This window comes from Delftia sp. HK171 (genome assembly GCF_001886655.1).
Classification (GTDB): Bacteria; Pseudomonadota; Gammaproteobacteria; order Burkholderiales; family Burkholderiaceae_C; genus Comamonas; species Comamonas acidovorans.
The window spans coordinates 3,337,536-3,352,059 of record NZ_CP018101.1 but is presented as its reverse complement, the minus strand read 5'-3'; the positions used below and the strand labels follow the sequence as shown (position 1 = coordinate 3,352,059).

At 64.6% G+C, this 14,524-nt stretch carries 9 protein-coding genes and 1 pseudogene; 2 read left to right on the top strand and 8 right to left on the bottom strand.

Annotated elements, in window-relative coordinates; translation table 11 throughout:
* Positions 1-129: 129 nt before the first annotated feature.
* The gene (locus BO996_RS15200) at positions 130-1,485 is read right to left on the bottom strand and encodes a sigma-70 family RNA polymerase sigma factor (protein ID WP_071955407.1); all 1,356 of its coding nucleotides are present in this window, start codon (positions 1,483-1,485) and stop codon (positions 130-132) included.
* 489 nt (positions 1,486-1,974) lie between these two features.
* Here BO996_RS15200 and BO996_RS15195 point away from each other — a divergent pair, with 489 nt between their 5' ends.
* Both BO996_RS15195 and BO996_RS15190 read left to right on the top strand, forming a co-directional pair.
* Complete coding sequence (locus tag BO996_RS15195) at positions 1,975-2,346, top strand: hypothetical protein (protein WP_071955405.1); 372 nt, start codon at positions 1,975-1,977, stop codon at positions 2,344-2,346.
* A gap of 3 nt (positions 2,347-2,349) precedes the next feature.
* Entirely contained in the window at positions 2,350-2,607 is a 258-nt protein-coding gene (locus tag BO996_RS15190) for a hypothetical protein (RefSeq protein ID WP_071955404.1), read from the top strand.
* Between the two features lie 56 nt (positions 2,608-2,663).
* Here BO996_RS15190 and BO996_RS15185 read toward each other — a convergent pair whose 3' ends face one another.
* The 7 genes and pseudogenes from BO996_RS15185 to BO996_RS15160 form a co-directional block, all read right to left on the bottom strand.
* The gene (locus BO996_RS15185) at positions 2,664-5,210 is read right to left on the bottom strand and encodes a TonB-dependent siderophore receptor (protein ID WP_083571160.1); all 2,547 of its coding nucleotides are present in this window, start codon (positions 5,208-5,210) and stop codon (positions 2,664-2,666) included.
* Between the two features lie 164 nt (positions 5,211-5,374).
* Positions 5,375-6,385: a FecR domain-containing protein gene (locus tag BO996_RS15180; RefSeq protein WP_071955400.1), complete on the bottom strand. Its 1,011-nt coding sequence runs from the start codon at positions 6,383-6,385 to the stop codon at positions 5,375-5,377.
* Positions 6,382-6,891 carry a sigma-70 family RNA polymerase sigma factor gene (locus BO996_RS15175; protein ID WP_071955398.1) on the bottom strand — a complete coding sequence of 170 codons (510 nt, stop codon included), beginning with the start codon at positions 6,889-6,891 and terminating at the stop codon, positions 6,382-6,384. The genes BO996_RS15180 and BO996_RS15175 overlap by 4 nt, the downstream gene beginning before the upstream one ends.
* 246 nt (positions 6,892-7,137) lie before the next feature.
* Positions 7,138-7,386: pseudogene (locus tag BO996_RS30050) on the bottom strand (right-handed parallel beta-helix repeat-containing protein); the annotation flags it as partial.
* Positions 7,387-8,036: 650 nt separating this feature from the next.
* On the bottom strand, positions 8,037-8,447 hold the full coding sequence (locus tag BO996_RS29095; protein ID WP_156897963.1) for a hypothetical protein: 411 nt from the start codon (positions 8,445-8,447) through the stop codon (positions 8,037-8,039).
* Entirely contained in the window at positions 8,419-8,946 is a 528-nt protein-coding gene (locus tag BO996_RS15165; RefSeq protein ID WP_071955394.1) for a right-handed parallel beta-helix repeat-containing protein, read from the bottom strand. Before BO996_RS15165 ends, BO996_RS29095 begins: the two co-directional genes overlap by 29 nt.
* A 500-nt stretch (positions 8,947-9,446) precedes the next feature.
* Complete coding sequence (locus BO996_RS15160; protein WP_071955392.1) at positions 9,447-14,492, bottom strand: DUF6765 family protein; 5,046 nt, start codon at positions 14,490-14,492, stop codon at positions 9,447-9,449.
* Positions 14,493-14,524: the final 32 nt, after the last annotated feature.

Genomic DNA, 14,524 nt, shown 5'->3' with positions numbered 1-14,524 from the left:
AATCGTCCTTGGCAGTGATGGAAGGGACCCACAGGGATCACTGCCATGACGACTGGCCAGGAAAACTCCTGAAAAACAATGTGCGCCCCGCTGCCGTGCGCATGCAGTTGCTCTTGCCACCGTCACGCCTCAGCCCGCCGTGGCCACCAGCAGGCCGCCATCGGCCTGCCTGCGCACCTGCACCGGCAGCGCATGGGGCAGCGCCCGCACCCAGGCATGGGCCTTGGCGATGCGCACGCGCCCGCTCAGGGGCAGGCGCGCGGCCTCGGGCGTGGCCTGCAGGTCGAACGGCGCATAGCGTGACAGCCGCGCCAGGGCCTCGCCCAGCGTGGCATCGGCAAACACCAGCTCGCCATGCCGCCAGGAGGCTGCCTGCCCCGCATCGCCCCGGGTCTGCGTGGCCACCGTGCCTTCCATGCGCAGGCCCTGCCCTGCAGACAATTCATAGAAGCGCCCGCCATCCGCGTCGGATTGCACGCGCACACGCCCCGACTCCACCTGCACCGTGACCCGCTCCTGCCCCTGGGCGCCCGTGGCCAGTTCCACGCCGAAGCGCGTGCCCAGCACGGTGACGCGCACGCCGCCGGCCTGCACGGTGAAGGGCCGATCCTCGTCCCGCTCCACCTCGAAGAAGGCCGCGCCCTGCGTCAGCTGCACCACGCGCCGCGTGGCGAAATACTCCACCTGCGCGCTGCTGAGCGCGTCCAGCAGCAGGCTGGAGCCATCGGGCAGGCCATGGCGCACCTGCTGGCCGCGCAGGCTGGACCAGCCGGCCTGCCACTGCACATGCGTGTCGCGATAGTGCCGCCATTGCTGCCAGCCCAGGCTGCCGCCCAGGCCGAAACCGGCCACGCCCAGCAGCGCGGCCAGGCTGCGCCGCCGACCCGCATGTCGCGCAACGGCGCTGCCGGGCCGCGTACCGCGCCAGCGGTGCAGCGCATCCTCTATGCAGGCACTGGCCTGGATCAGGTCGCGCTCCACGGTGTTGAGGCTGACGCCCAGGCGCTCGGCAATCTCGGGCTGGCGCTCGCCCTGCACGCGGTGGGCGATGAAGGCGGCGCGGCAGCGCTCGGGCAGGCTGTGCAAGGCGGACTCCAGCACGGCCAGCGCCTGGCGGTACATGACGGAGTCGGCCACATCGGGCGCATGGCTGGGCGCCAGTTGTTCATGGACTGCCGCCTCGCCCAGGTAGCGGGCATGGCGCTGGCGGCGGCGGTGCGCATCCAGCGCCATGTGCTGCGCCATCACGGCCAGATAGGCCGTGGCGTCGCGCGGCATCTGGACCGGATTCGCGGCCCCGGCCAGGTCTGCGGCCTCGGCCGGGGCGCTGCGCGCGTGTTCCGCCAGCCGCAGCCAGGTGTCGTGCACCAGGTCGCCCGCCTCCTCGCGGCTGCCCGTGCTGCGCGTGGCGGCACGCACCAGGTCGGCATAGGCCCGGTCAAAGCCGGAAAGCAGAGCGCGGGTGAAGGAGGCGGACAAATCCATGGGGATGGATCATAACCGCGCAAAGAAGAATCATTCTCAATAAACGCAATGCATGCCGGGCTCTTTCAGCGGTCCCTGGGCCATCCCCGAAAGGGCGCGATCGCAAGGTGCAACGGGCCGCGAAGCGACTTTGCGCACGCCGCACGCGCTATCATCCGCACCAGCCCCCTGTTCCGGGGCCGGTGCTTCAAAACACCCATTTAGTAAGCGGTGCTGCCTCCCCGAAAGCGAGGCCTTGTCACGTCTGGATTCCGGGCTGTGGACGCTCGTCCACGCCCCTGCGGTTTCGGGCGGGATGGGGCTACCCGTAAGGGCGTCCGCACATCTTGCTGTGTGTTTTGAACATCCCGTCCACCTGTTTCGTGCTTCAAAACGCGGAGTCGGTGGTTTCAGTCTCAGTAAGGAGCACGGAAACATGACTGCCGTTTCTCTGGCACTCGCCTGCGCGCCCTCTTTTGGCGCCGCCCCTTCCACACGGAGGGCCCAGGCATGACCCCCACCCAGCCCACCCCCGCCACGGACAGCCACAGCACCCGTCAACTGTCCAATGCCCTCACCCAGGTGGACCATCTCGTGCAGCAAGGCTGTGCAGAGATCTCCTCCATCGCCCAGCTGGCCCTGGCATGGCTGGAGACGCCCAAGGGCCATCGCCACATGGACGTGGTGGCCCGCGCCCTGCAAAGCATCCGCGACAGCGCCGAGACGCTGGCCGACTACGCCGGCACCGAGGCCCAGGCCATGGGCTGCGGATTCGAAGACGCGGCCGAGATGCGCCGCGCTGAAGCGGCCGAGGCAGCCGCCAAGGCCATGGCGCAACTGCTCGACTGCCGCACCCAAGAGCCGGTGCGCCCGCAGGGCTGAGGCATGGCCATGGACAAGGACACCCTCAGGACACAGCCACCCAGCCTGCACCAGTTGACCAGCGCCATTACCGAGATCCACGGCAGCGTGCAGGAAAACTGCGCCGAGATCTCGGCCCTGGCGCAACTGGCCCTGGCGGCAGTGCATGCACCGCAGGAGCACCACAGCCAGCAGGCCCTGGCCCATGCACTGCGCGCCATCCGCGACAGCGCCGACCTGCTGGCCGGCCATGTGAAGGTGGAGACCCGGCGCGTGGTGTGATCCACCGCAAGGCCGCTGACTCCGCCACGGCGGCCCGAACGCCTGCGCCGCCGTCCTCAGAAGCTGCCGCGCAGCGTGAGCATGGCGTGGCGCGGTGCGCCATACAGGTTGTTGCTGAACGTTGTGCCCAGGGTCTGGTAGTAGGTCTTGTCGAGCAGGTTGTTGATGTTCAGCGTGACCGTCCAGCGCGGGTCGATGCGGTACTGCACCATGGCATTCCACAGCGCGTAGCCGCCCTGCGTGAAGTCAAAGGGCACGGACGTGCCCGCGGCAGACAGCGCCGTGCCGCTGACGTAGTGCGTGCTCTGGATCTGGGCGCTGCCGCCCACTTTCCAGCGCGACAGCTCGCCCGGCAGCGTATAGGCCGTGGACAGCTTGAACAGGTGGCGCGGCGTGATGCTGCTGTAGGTCTTTTCGGTGCTGCGGTCGCGGGTGTTGTTGAAGGTGTAGCCCGCTGCCAGCTGCCAGCCGGGCTGCAGCTCGCCGCCCAGCTCCATGTCGAAGCCCCGGCTGGTGACCTTGCCCTGTGCCAGGTAGCAGCAGTTGCCGCTCCAGCGGCTGTTGCTGGTCTCGTAGCGCGGGTCCACCACGGCCGTGCCCGTGCGCTCCACATTGAAGAGGCTGAAGGTGGCGTTCAGCCGCCCGTCCATCAGCTCGCCCTTGAGGCCGGCCTCGTAGCTGGCGCCCTTGACCGGCGGCAGCGAGGTGCCCGGCGCCGGGCCGGCCATGCTCAGCGCCTGCGGCTTGAAGATGGACGAATAGCTGGCATAGGCCGACCACTGGCTGTTCAGGTCATAGATCACCCCGCCATAGGGCGTGATCTTGGTGGGTTCCTTGAACGGCGTGTTCGACCAGGGCGTGCGGTTGCCTTGCGCATCCAGGTTCCAGATCGACTGCTGGAAGTCGTAGCGGCTGGCGCGCGCACCAAGGATGAGGTGCAGCCTGTCCGTGGGATGCAGGCGCAGCACGCCATAGCCGCCCATCTGCTTTTGGCCCCAGGGGCCGTAGCGGGTGTTGAAGTAGGTTTCCGTGGGCGGCGTCCAGATGCTGGGAGCAAACGGATTGCTGGCCACGGTGCCGCTGCCCGTGAAATTGGCGCTTTGCCAGAAGCTTTCCACGCGCTGCCAGTCCGCGCCCAGCAGCAATTCATGCGTGCGGCCCATGAGCTGGAAGGGACCGCCCAGGCTCAGGTCCACCACCTCCTGCGTATTGCCGGACTGGATGTGGCCGCCGCGCCAGACCGCACCCGCCAGGGTCTGCGGGTTGATGGCGCCGCCCATGTAGACCCAGAAGCGGTCCAGCTCGGTCTCCACGCGCGAGACGTTGAGCTTGGCCTTCCAGCGGTTGTCGAACTTGTGCTCGAGCTGGGCGAACAGCTCCTTGGTCTCGTAGTCGTAATACGCCCAGGGCTGGGTGAAGTTGGTGTGGCGCGGCAGGCCCAGGCTGCTGCCGTCGGCAAAGCGCGGCAGGCCGGCATAGTCGCCGTTCTCATGGGTCTTTCCGTAGCTGCCGCCCACGGTCAGCAGGGTGTCGGGCGTGAGGTCGGCCTCCAGCACGCCGTAGAGCGAGGGCTTTTCGCTGCTGCGCAGGTCCATGTAGGAGTCGCCCTTGTGGTAGGACAGCACGGCGCGGCCGCGCACGCGGCCGTCGTCGGCCAGCGGCGCGCTGGCATCGAGCTCCACGCCGCGCCGGCTCCAGGAGCCGGCCGACAGCGCGGCCTTGAACTGCCGCTGGGCCAGCGGCTTCTTGCGCACCAGGTTGATGATGCCGCCCGGATCGCCCACGCCGCCCAGCAGGCCCGAGGCGCCGCGCATGACTTCGACGCGGTCGTAGAAGGCCATGTCCTGCTGCGGCGAATAGGTGTAGGCGCCCAAAGCCAGCGGCGCGCCGCCGTCGATCTGCATGCTGGTGATCTGAAAGCCCCGCGAATAGAAGTCGCCCACGGTATTGGCCACGACCACGCCGGGCGTGAGCTTGAGGGCCTCGGTCACATCGGTCACGCGCTGGTCGTCGAGCTGTTCGCGTGTGACCACCGATACCGACTGCGCAATCTCGCGGAACGACTGGTCCGTCTTGGAGGCAATGCTGGTCACGCGGCTGGTGTAGGAGCCCGTGCCTTCGGTCGTGCCGTCACCGGCGCGGCGCGCGGCCACGCGCACCTCTGCCAGCGACACCGCGCGCGGGGCAACGTCTGGCGCCCGGGCATCGGGCACGGCGCGCTGACGCAGCACATAGCCGCCTTGCGGCTGCACCGCCGCCTCCAGCCCCGTGCCCTGCAGCAGCGCGGCCAGGCCGGCCTGCGCGGTGTGGCTGCCCTGCAGCCCCGGGCTGCGCAGGCCCTGGACCTGTTCCTGGGTGAAGGACAGCAGCAAACCCGAGTCGCGCCCGAATCGGTTGAGCGCGTCCTCCAGCGTGCCCGCCGGAATCTGGTAGCTGCGTGTGGGTGCTGTGGCGGCCGTGGTGTTGACGGACGGCGAAGGCGCCTGCGCCCACAGGTTGCTGCCCAGCCCCGCGCAGGCCAATGCCAGCAACAGGCCACGGGACGGGACAACGGAGGGGCGCAAGGCGCAGGGAAAGCGCCGGGGCGCTGCGGGATATGCCATGGTGTGCGAAGGACTGGGCCTGGAAGGAAAAGACAAACGGATGAATGGACGAATCGATGGGCGGGCCCGGCATGGCAAGCCCCCCCTCTTCCTCCATGTCCCGCGAGTTCTCGAAACAGACCACCCCGGGCGCAGATTTCTTCAAAAAAACTGCGCAGACCCCTTCAAGCCCCTGCCGCCTTCTTGCCCACCACCACCTCGCGCCGGCCCCACCAGCGCGTCATGGAGCGCAGCTCCAGTCCCGGCAGCGCACCGATCACGGCCAGCACGCGCGGCACATCGGCCAGCGGATAGGTGCCTGAGATGCGCAGGTTGGCCACTTCGGGCTCGCAGGCCAGGGCCGCATCGCTGTACGGCTGCAGCGCCTCCAGCATCCGGGCCAGCGGCATGCCGCGCGCCACCAGCATGCCCTCGGTCCAGGCGGTGCTGTCCTCATGCACGGCGGTGGCTGGCGAGACGCCATCGGCCCGCAGCGTGGCCTGCTCGCCCGCGCTGAGCACCAGCACACTGTGGCCGGCCAGCCGGGGGGTCAGGCGCACGGCACCCTCGAACACACCCACCTGGAAATCACCATCCGCGAGCGCACGCACGGAAAACCGCGTCCCCAGGGCCAGCGCCTCGCCCGCAGTGGTCTGCACGGCAAAGGGCCGGGCGGGCTGCTCGGTGTCATTGGCCGTGGTGACCAGCACCTCGCCCTGCAGCAGGCGCAGGCGGCGGTGCCGCCGGCTGTATTCGATGTCCAGCGCGCTGGCGCCGTTGAGCACGATCTGCGTGCCGTCCGGCAACGCCATCTGCCGACGCTCGCCCCTCGCCGTGCGTGCATCGGCCACCCAGCCCTGCCAGGGCAGGCGCTGCTCCAGCTGCCAGGCAATGCCGGCACCAAAGGCCGCAACGGCCAGGGACCGGATCACGCGCCGGCGAGCGGAACCACGCGGAGCCAGCGCAGCCCGGGCTATCGGTGATTGCGGCGGCGCCACCAGCCCAGCCAGCCGCTGGTTGACTGCAGTGATGCGCTGCCAAGCCTGCTCGTGCAGCGGATCGGCCGCGCGCCAGGCCTGCCAGGCTTGCCATTCGCGGGCCAACTCATCGGACAGGCCGCCCTCCTGGTGCTTCAGCCACCACTCGATGGCGCTGCGCGCTACCTCGGGCGGCAGGCCGGCTCCTGCCGCCGTCATGCATCCACCGCGAAATAGCAGTGCATGCCGGCCTGCACCAGGTAGCGCTTGATGGTGGTCAGCGACAGGCCCAGCTCGCGCGCAATGTCGGCCTGCTTCATGCCGTCCAGCTGGGCCATCAGAAAGGCCCGCCGCACGGGAGCAGGCAGGCCGTCGAGCATGCGGTCGATCTCGTCGAGCGCCTCCAGCAGCAGCGCGCGCTCCTCGGGCGAGATGGCAAAGGACTGCGGCGCCTGGGCCAGCGCCTCCAGATACGCGCGCTCCAGTTGCTGGCGCCGGTAGTGGTTGGCCAGCACGCGCTGCGCCACCGTGGTCAGGAAGGCGCGCGGCTCACGCGCCTGCACAGGCTCGTCGCGCGCCAGCAGGCGCACAAAGGTGTCGTGCGCCAGATCGGCCGCCTGGTGCACATCGCCCAGCTTCTTGCGCAGCCAGCCATGCAGCCAGCCGTGGTGGTCGGTGTAGAGCGTGGCGACTTCGCGGTGAAGGGAGGTTTCGGCGGCAGACATGGCGCGGGAGGAGGAATGCGTGGGCGGCTGGCCCGAAATATGAGATCAATTCTCATTTGCATTCTAACGGTTGGCCTGCGCTGCGTTGCCACGGTGATGCCGACCCAGCACCCATCACCTGCCGCCCTGCGAGGTGTTGCCGCTCTCAGCCGTGGTACTGGCCGCATCCTTGCGCACCGGCAATGCGACCTGCTCGAACACATTGCCCTCGATCACAACGCCTTTGGACTCCAGCAGGTTGATGCCGGCCTGGGGTTCCTCTTCCTTCTTCCTGAACAGCCCGCTGCGCTTCACGATGAAGCGGTTGTTGCGGATGATGGAACCATCGGCATCGCGCAGCTTGAGGATGGCGGGCAACGGGGCCTTGTCGCGCGGGTCCATGTGCACGATGAAGGTGTTGCCCTCCACCAGCGAGCGCGGGCCGTACAGGTAGACGGCGGTGCGGCCATCGACCTCGATGGTGTTGTTGCGCACCACGTTGTCGGAGCCCGCCATGATGATGGCGCGGCCGCCGGATTTGATTTGGAGGTTTTCTGCTGTGTAGAAGGTGGGTGGGGTGTAGTTCCAGGGGATTTCGTTGAACTCCTTGATTTTGATATTCCAGTCGGTTGTTTGCGTGACTGGAAAATCCTCAGTCAATTCTTTTATTCTTTTCCACGCAGAAATATTGGGTGCCATATCCACACCCAAACCCCTTGGTCCAGGGGTTTCTATTTTTCCATGATGCACACGTAGGAATGCTAGATTTTTCCCAAGGAGACCAACTCCACGAGTATTCTCAAAAGGTGCTCCTGAAATTTCATGGCCTTGCAAATCCAAGTCGGCATTTGTGTTTTTGTAAAAAGTTAAAACACTTCCTCTGCCAATTTCATCGGTGGGAGATCCTCGAATACTCCAATCTATTAAATCTCTAACTTTTCTTTGAGTAAAATCATGCACTACGCAATGGCGACCCGAGCCTTCAAATGCCTCCTTGATTGATATATATCCACCTGTGTATCTCACTGCTTTGCAGCCTGAAGTCAAGGGTGTTTCTCTGATATTTTTTGCATTTTGGATTTTCGTTCCATCACCTGATTCGTGAGTATCCAAAGTGTCTACTGCATATGCATGAGGTTGCAGTACCAATAAAAAAGAGACCATGGTTAAACGGACTTGCATATAGGACTTCTTGGCAAACATACTCCAGGATAATTTTTCTCTTGACCAGCGAGTCCGCCAAGATATTTCTCCCTGTTCTTCTTGGCGGTTTCTTCGTTATATTGATCTAGGTCCTTTTCAGAGAAATTTATCTTGGCATCAGTAGAAACGCTTTTGTCTTTTTCAGGTTTTATTTTTCCATCTTGGATATATTTATTAATCGTCTCTTGAAGCATGCCAATTTTAGCTGGTGAGTTGCCACCACTTTCGCGAATTGCATTGAATCTCTCCAGCATTTTCTCTATCTCTTTAAAACTGACCGCCGGCTTAGCCCCATACCGCGTCAAAAACTCATAACGCATATGGCCGTCGAATACCTCCATTCCATCAGGGGCTGCCTTTTGAAATGTTTCCACTCTCCGTTGTGGTACTGGCCGCATCCTTGCGCACCGGCAATGTGATCTCTTCAAACACATTGCCTTCGATCACTACGTCCTTGGACTCCAGCAGGTTGATGCCGGCCTGGGGTTCCTCTTCCTTCTTCCTGAACAGCCCGCTGCGCTTCACGATGAAGCGGTTGTTGCGGATGATGGAACCATCGGCATCGCGCAGCTTGAGGATGGCGGGCAATGGGGCCTTGTCGCGCAGGTCCATGTGCACGATGAAGGTGTTGCCCTCCACCAGCGAGCGCGGGCCGTACAGGTAGACGGCGGTGCGTCCATCGACCTCGATGGTGTTGTTGCGCACCACGTTGTCGGAACCGGCCATGATGATGGCGCGGCCGCCGGATTTGATTTGGAGGTTTTCTGCGGTGTAGAAGGTGGGTGGGGTGTAGTCCCAGGGGATTTCGTTGAAGTTCTGGTTCTCGCTATTCCAATTTGTTTTAATAATTATTGAAATATCTTCCTTCATCATTTCTATTCTTTTCCTAATATTTGAATCTCCAGAAACCATTTCTACACTTATTCCCAATCTTCCAGGTGTTTCAATCTTTCCATTATGAACCTTTAGAAAACATAATTGAATCCCCTTAGTTCCAATGCCACGAGTATCTTCAAAAGGAGATCCCGATACGAGATGATTTTGCAAGTCGAGATCCACATTACTGCTTTCGAAGAACGTTAATATATTTCCGGTTCCAGAATCATTTATTGGAGACCCTCTTTGTCTACCAGATATGATGTCACGAGATTTTCGCTGAACGAAATCATGAACAACGCAGTGCTTACCAGAGCCTTTGATTGACTCTGATATTGGAACTCTCTGACCTCTATATTTCACAGCCTTGCACCATATGGGTGGAAGTTTTGCGTCAACAGGAGGGTGTTGGCTCTCGGTCCATTTTTCCCATTGCTGTTTTTCTGCATGTCCAGTCCGCCAAAAAGCTAGCAGCACAAATATTATTAAAATGCACACTATACGGGTTTGCATAACAAACTCCTTGGCAAACACACACCTGGATAGTCTTTCTCCCTACCCACTAGACCACCAAGAAAGACCTCTCTATTGTTTTCTGCTTTCTCAAAGTCATATTCCTCTGAATTTTTATCTTTCAAATCTATTTTTGTTATTTTGATCTGACTTTTATTGTCTTTCGTTAAATTCAATTTTCCCTCATTAATCCATTTATTTAGATGGTTTTGTAGCAAATCAAATTTATCTGGAGAATTGCTCCCACTCTCCCGCGTGGCATTGAATCGCTCCAGCACTTTTTCTATCTCTTTAAAGCTCACCGCCGGCTTAGCCCCATACCGCGTCAAAAACTCATAAACCGCCTTCTCCCCTTGCAGCGATCGATACTCCCGCTTGTCCCAATAAGGCACCTCTGGGTCAGGCATATTCCCCAGTATTGGCATGTCCTCGTCATAGGTGTAATCCGGCTCGGACCCCGCAAGCCCATGCCCTATGCCCAGCTTCACGCTGATGGCATCGAACGGCCGGTTGTCCTTGTCCCGGTGGCTGAAGGTGTCCAGGTAGGAGTGCAGGAATTCGCCCAGGAACTGGTATTCGGCACAGGGCTGGGCCGGGTTGCCCAGCCGGCTGGCGTTGAGCAGGTTGTTCAGTTGCGGGCTCAGGTTGCCCACCACGCTGTTGACGTTGTCGTTGGCGTACTGGGGCAGCGTGGTGCCCTTGTCGTCGGACAGCGTGAAGTGGTACCACAGCAGTTGCCGGTGGTTCTTGAAGATCGAGCCCACCGTGGTGAGGGTGTTGGCCTCGTCCAGCGGCTTGGTGATGGGGTTGTCATCCACGTACTGCGAAGCCAGCGCCGTGATGCGCGCAGGTTCGTAGTCCAGGCCGGCGGCCAGGGCCAGGAAGAAGACCATGTAGTAGTGCATGTCCTCCTGGTACAGCCCGGTGGGATCGATGCGGTTGAGCGGGTCGCCGCCGGCATACAGGTAGGCATCGGGCCCGTCCGGGTAGCCCAGCGGGTCCGGCTGCAGGTAGCGGCCGCTGGCCGGGTCGTAGCTGCGGTGCCAGTTGTCGTGCAGTCCGCTTTCCTCGTCGAAGTACTGGCCCGGCAGGCGCAGGTTGAGCACGGCCTGCTGCCGGGGCAGGCTTGTGTGGCCGGCCTGATGCATGGCCGGCGCTCCCCAGGGCGTCTGGCGGGCACGCCAGACCACGCGCTGGCCTGCGTCCGTCATGGCCTGCGGACTGCCGCGGTGGTCGTTGTGGATGTGCAGCATGCGCGCCTTGCCGCTTGCGTTGTCCCGGTTGTGCGCGGATTCCAGCTTGGCGATGGGCAGGGTGCGAGTCCCCTCGCTCAGGTACAGGTACTGGCTGGTGATGCGGCCTTCGCCATCCATTTCCGCGACGAGCCGGTTGTCCTGCCACAGGTAGTGGCTGTGCGTTTGCCTGTCGCCCTGGTGCACGGTCTTGCCCACGCGCTGGCCCAGGCTGTTGTAGCGGTAGCTGGCGATGGGCCGGTCCTGGTGGTCGCTGATGCCCTGGAGCTGTCCTGCCTCGGTGTAGGCGTAGCGGTGCAGCGCGTCCTGGACGGTGCGGCCCTGGCTGTCGCGCTGCACGGGTGCTGGTGCTGACGGTGCGTTGTCCTGCACCAGCCTGCCGAAGCCCTGGTAGCGGTAGTCGGTCTTGTGCAGGCCGGCTGGTGGCCACTCCTGCTCGATGGCGCGGATGCGCGGGCCCACGCCGTAGCGGTAGCGCTGGCTGAGGATGGGTGCGCTGCCTTGCGATGTGCCTTGCGATGTGCCTTGCCCGGTGGTCTGCTGCGTGAGGCGCCCGGCAATGTCGTATTGGCGCATGGTGGCCAGGCCATTGCCTGCCGTGTAGTGCTGCAGGCCGTTGAAGGCGTCTGTTTGGATGTCGCCGACCACCGTCTGCACGGGCAGCAGGCGTTCGAGCAAGCCTGTGGCGCCGACGCCCAGCCAGTGGTCGCTGGCCTGCAGCAGGCCGGCCACCCAGGCGCTTTGCAGTTGCAGCCCTTGCACGCTGGCGCCTTCGCTGGCGGGGCCGCGCCGGGTGACGAGTACGCGGCCATCGGCCAGGGTGCGGCTGTGGACCCGGCCGTCCGGGCCATAGCGCGTGGCGGTGCGGTAGGTATGTTCGGCCTGGCCGTCGGGCGTGGCCAGCGCAATGGTCCGTGCCACGGGGCGGCCCAGGGCGTCGTATTCGATGGACTCGCGCTGCCAGTTGCTGTCGATGGTCTGCAGCAGCCGGCCCTGGTAGTGCAGCCGGGTTTGCGAGGAAGAGCGACGATCTGCGCCGGGCGCCGCTTCGTAGCGCTTGGCCAGCAGACGCCCGCTGGGGGCGTACTGGTAGTGGGTGCTGCTGCCGTCGGCGCGGGTGTGCACCAGCAATTGATCGGCTTCGTTGTAGCGTGCGCTTTGGCGGCCATGCTCGGCAAGCTGAAGCCAGACGGTGCGGCCGAAGTCGTCGTGCAGGGCCTGGCGGCGCTCGGCGGGTTGGGCTCCCTGGGAAGCAGTGGTTTGGTGTCCGATGTTCTGGGGTGCTGTCGGCACATCGGAGGAGCCTTGCAGGGCCAACCGTATCCAGCCATCGGGCGTTTGCGACAGGCTGGCATGGAGACTGCCGTTGTTCAGCCAGCGCGTGCGGGTGTCGTCGCCATCGGTGTGCTGGAGCAACTCGCCCGCGTCGCCGTAGGTGTAGCTGTCCAGGCGCCCATCGGGCAGCAGGCGGTGGCTCAGGCGTCCCTGCGCATTCCAGCCGTAGTAGGCCGCACGTTCCGGGAGGTCCTGGCCTTCGCGGTACAGGCCCAGCCGCTTGATGCGGCCTTCGCTGTCGCGCTCGATCTGGCCCCGGTTGCCCAGGCCATCGAGCCTAGCCTGGGTGCTGCCCTGGTAGGTCCAGGCGATGCTGCGGCCTGCCGTGTCGATGGCTTGGCTGGGGCGGCCCAGCGCGTCGTGGCGGATGCGGTATGGATTCAGGCTCAGCCGGCTGCTGGCGCGGGGCTGGCCGTCGGCGTCCAGCAGCCAGCCGGTGGTGGTGATTTCTTCGGCCTGCAGGGCGTTGGCGGACAAGGCGCTGTAGCGTATCTGGCGCTGAAGGCGCCGCACGCCGTCGTCTTCGGTGCGGGTCGTGATGCGCCCGGCCTGGTCATGCTCCAGCGCCACGGTCGTGCCATCGGGCTGCAGCACGCGCGTGACGTGGCTGCCGCTGCGGTCCCAGCGCAGCCGCGTGAGATCGTTCTGCGCCGGGCTGCCGTCGTCATAGCCTGCCAGCGAGGTGGGCAGCGGCCCGTCGATGTCCACCAGCACGCTGCGGCCGTTGATCTCGGTGTAGCGGTAGCGCGTGCTGCGTTCGATGGGCGTGGCGCCGTCCGCATTGCCTGCGGGCTGGCCCTGGGCGTTCAGCGGACTGAAGCCCGCCTCGGTGATCTGCAGCGGCTGGCGGCTGCTGTTGTAGCGGATGCGGATCTGGTGTTCGCGCCCGGGCACGACGCTGGGCCGGGCGATGAGTTCGGGCGCGTATTGCTTCCAGGGGTCCTTGCCGTAGCCGTAGCGCACCTGCAGCTGCGGGGCCCGGGCTTGGCCTTGTGTGTAGGCGATGCGGTACACGGCCAGCGGGCGGCCGAAGGGGTCCAGGTCCGTGCGCGTGCCTTCCAGCGGGCGGCCTGCGGGATCGAGCCGCGTGGCTTCGGTCAGGCGCCCTTGCGCGTCGTACCGGTAGCGCATGTCGCCGGGGCCGCAGCTGGCGCAGCCCGGGCCGCGCACTTCAAGCAATCGCCATTGCCCGCCTATGGTGTCGTAGTGGTAGGTGGTTGTTTGCCCAAGGCTGTTGGTGAGGGTGTTCTTCCAGGGCTGGCTGAGGTCCAGGGTGACTTTTTCCTGCTGGCTGTCCGGCGGGCCGCGCACGCTCAAGGTGGCGCGGCCGGTGTCGCCGTAGGCGTAGCTGGCGATGCGCTCGTCCATGGGCTTGCCGTCGCTGCCCTGGCCCTGGACGCTGATGCCGGTGAGCAAGGTGGGGTGGCGTGGGTCTTCATAGTGGTAGTGGCGCTGGACCGGGGCTTGGCCATCGGCCGATGGGAGGCTGACCTGCACGAGGCTGGCGTTCAGCTTGGCCTGGGGCTGGGTGCTGCCGGGCAACGGTGCGCTGCCGTGGCGGTAGTCGATGCGGCCCAGCGGAGTGTCGATGGCCTGCACGCCGGTGAAGCTGCCCTCGCCCGAAGATTGGGCGTAGTGCAGGCGCAGGCTGCGGCCCTGCGGGTCGGTGACCTTGAGCAGGCGGTTGCCCTTGGCGTTGTAGTCCAGGCGGACCTGTTCGCCCGAGGGCAGGCTGATGCGGGTCAGGCGCCCCCGGTGGTTGAAGCGTAGCTCGCGCCCGTCCATCCATTGCCAGGTGTAGTGCCGTTCCTGGCCGGGCTTGGTTTCCTTGGTGCCCTTTGTATCCGGGCCTTCGATGCGCACGATGCCGTTGCCCGGCTGCTCGCTGGCGCACAGGCTGGGGTGCTCGCGCAGCTTGCTGAAGATGATGCGGGTGCCGTCGGCCTGCACGATCTGCAGATTGGTGGGGTGGTCGTACAGGCGGGCCTCGTAGCTGAGCAGCCAGCCGCGGCCGAGCAGGCCCGGGGGCACGTAGGCCCGGCTGTAGCTGCTGTTGTAGTGGCGCACGACTTCCAGGCCGAGCAGGCCGGGCAAGGCGGGCATGTCCACTTCGCGCTGGTATTTGTTGCCGTTGATGAGGTGGATGGGGTTGCCTGCGCCCTGGTTGGTGCTGCTGGAGTTGCCCTGGGTGGCGGGGCCGGCGCCGCCGCAAGGGCTGCCGCCGGGCGTGGGGGTGCAGGTGCCGCCGCCCGAGCCGCCACCGCCACCGCCGAGGTCGATGCCGCCGCCCGCGCCGGGGGCGCAGCTTTGCACGGTGGGGTCGCATTTGCTGGAGCCGCCGCCCAGGTTGGGGGCGGCAGTCGCCAGGGTGGGCGTGGCCTGGGCCAGCAGTGCGGCGAGGCATAGCAAGGCGCTGCACAGCAGCGTGTGCCGTGGGTGCATGTGAGTTTCTCCCTCGGGATTTCTAGGAATCT

Bases quoted from the DNA above. Each gene is read 5' to 3' on its own strand.
- BO996_RS15160 (WP_071955392.1), bottom strand. From the start codon at position 14,492: ATGCACCCACGGCACACGCTGCTGTGCAGCGCCTTGCTATGCCTCGCC.
- BO996_RS15195 (WP_071955405.1), top strand. From the start codon at position 1,975: ATGACCCCCACCCAGCCCACCCCCGCCACGGACAGCCACAGCACCCGT.
- BO996_RS15165 (WP_071955394.1), bottom strand. From the start codon at position 8,946: ATGATGAAGGAAGATATTTCAATAATTATTAAAACAAATTGGAATAGC.
- BO996_RS15180 (WP_071955400.1), bottom strand. From the start codon at position 6,385: ATGACGGCGGCAGGAGCCGGCCTGCCGCCCGAGGTAGCGCGCAGCGCC.
- BO996_RS15200 (WP_071955407.1), bottom strand. From the start codon at position 1,485: ATGGATTTGTCCGCCTCCTTCACCCGCGCTCTGCTTTCCGGCTTTGAC.
- BO996_RS15190 (WP_071955404.1), top strand. From the start codon at position 2,350: ATGGCCATGGACAAGGACACCCTCAGGACACAGCCACCCAGCCTGCAC.
- BO996_RS15185 (WP_083571160.1), bottom strand. From the start codon at position 5,210: ATGGCATATCCCGCAGCGCCCCGGCGCTTTCCCTGCGCCTTGCGCCCC.
- BO996_RS15175 (WP_071955398.1), bottom strand. From the start codon at position 6,891: ATGTCTGCCGCCGAAACCTCCCTTCACCGCGAAGTCGCCACGCTCTAC.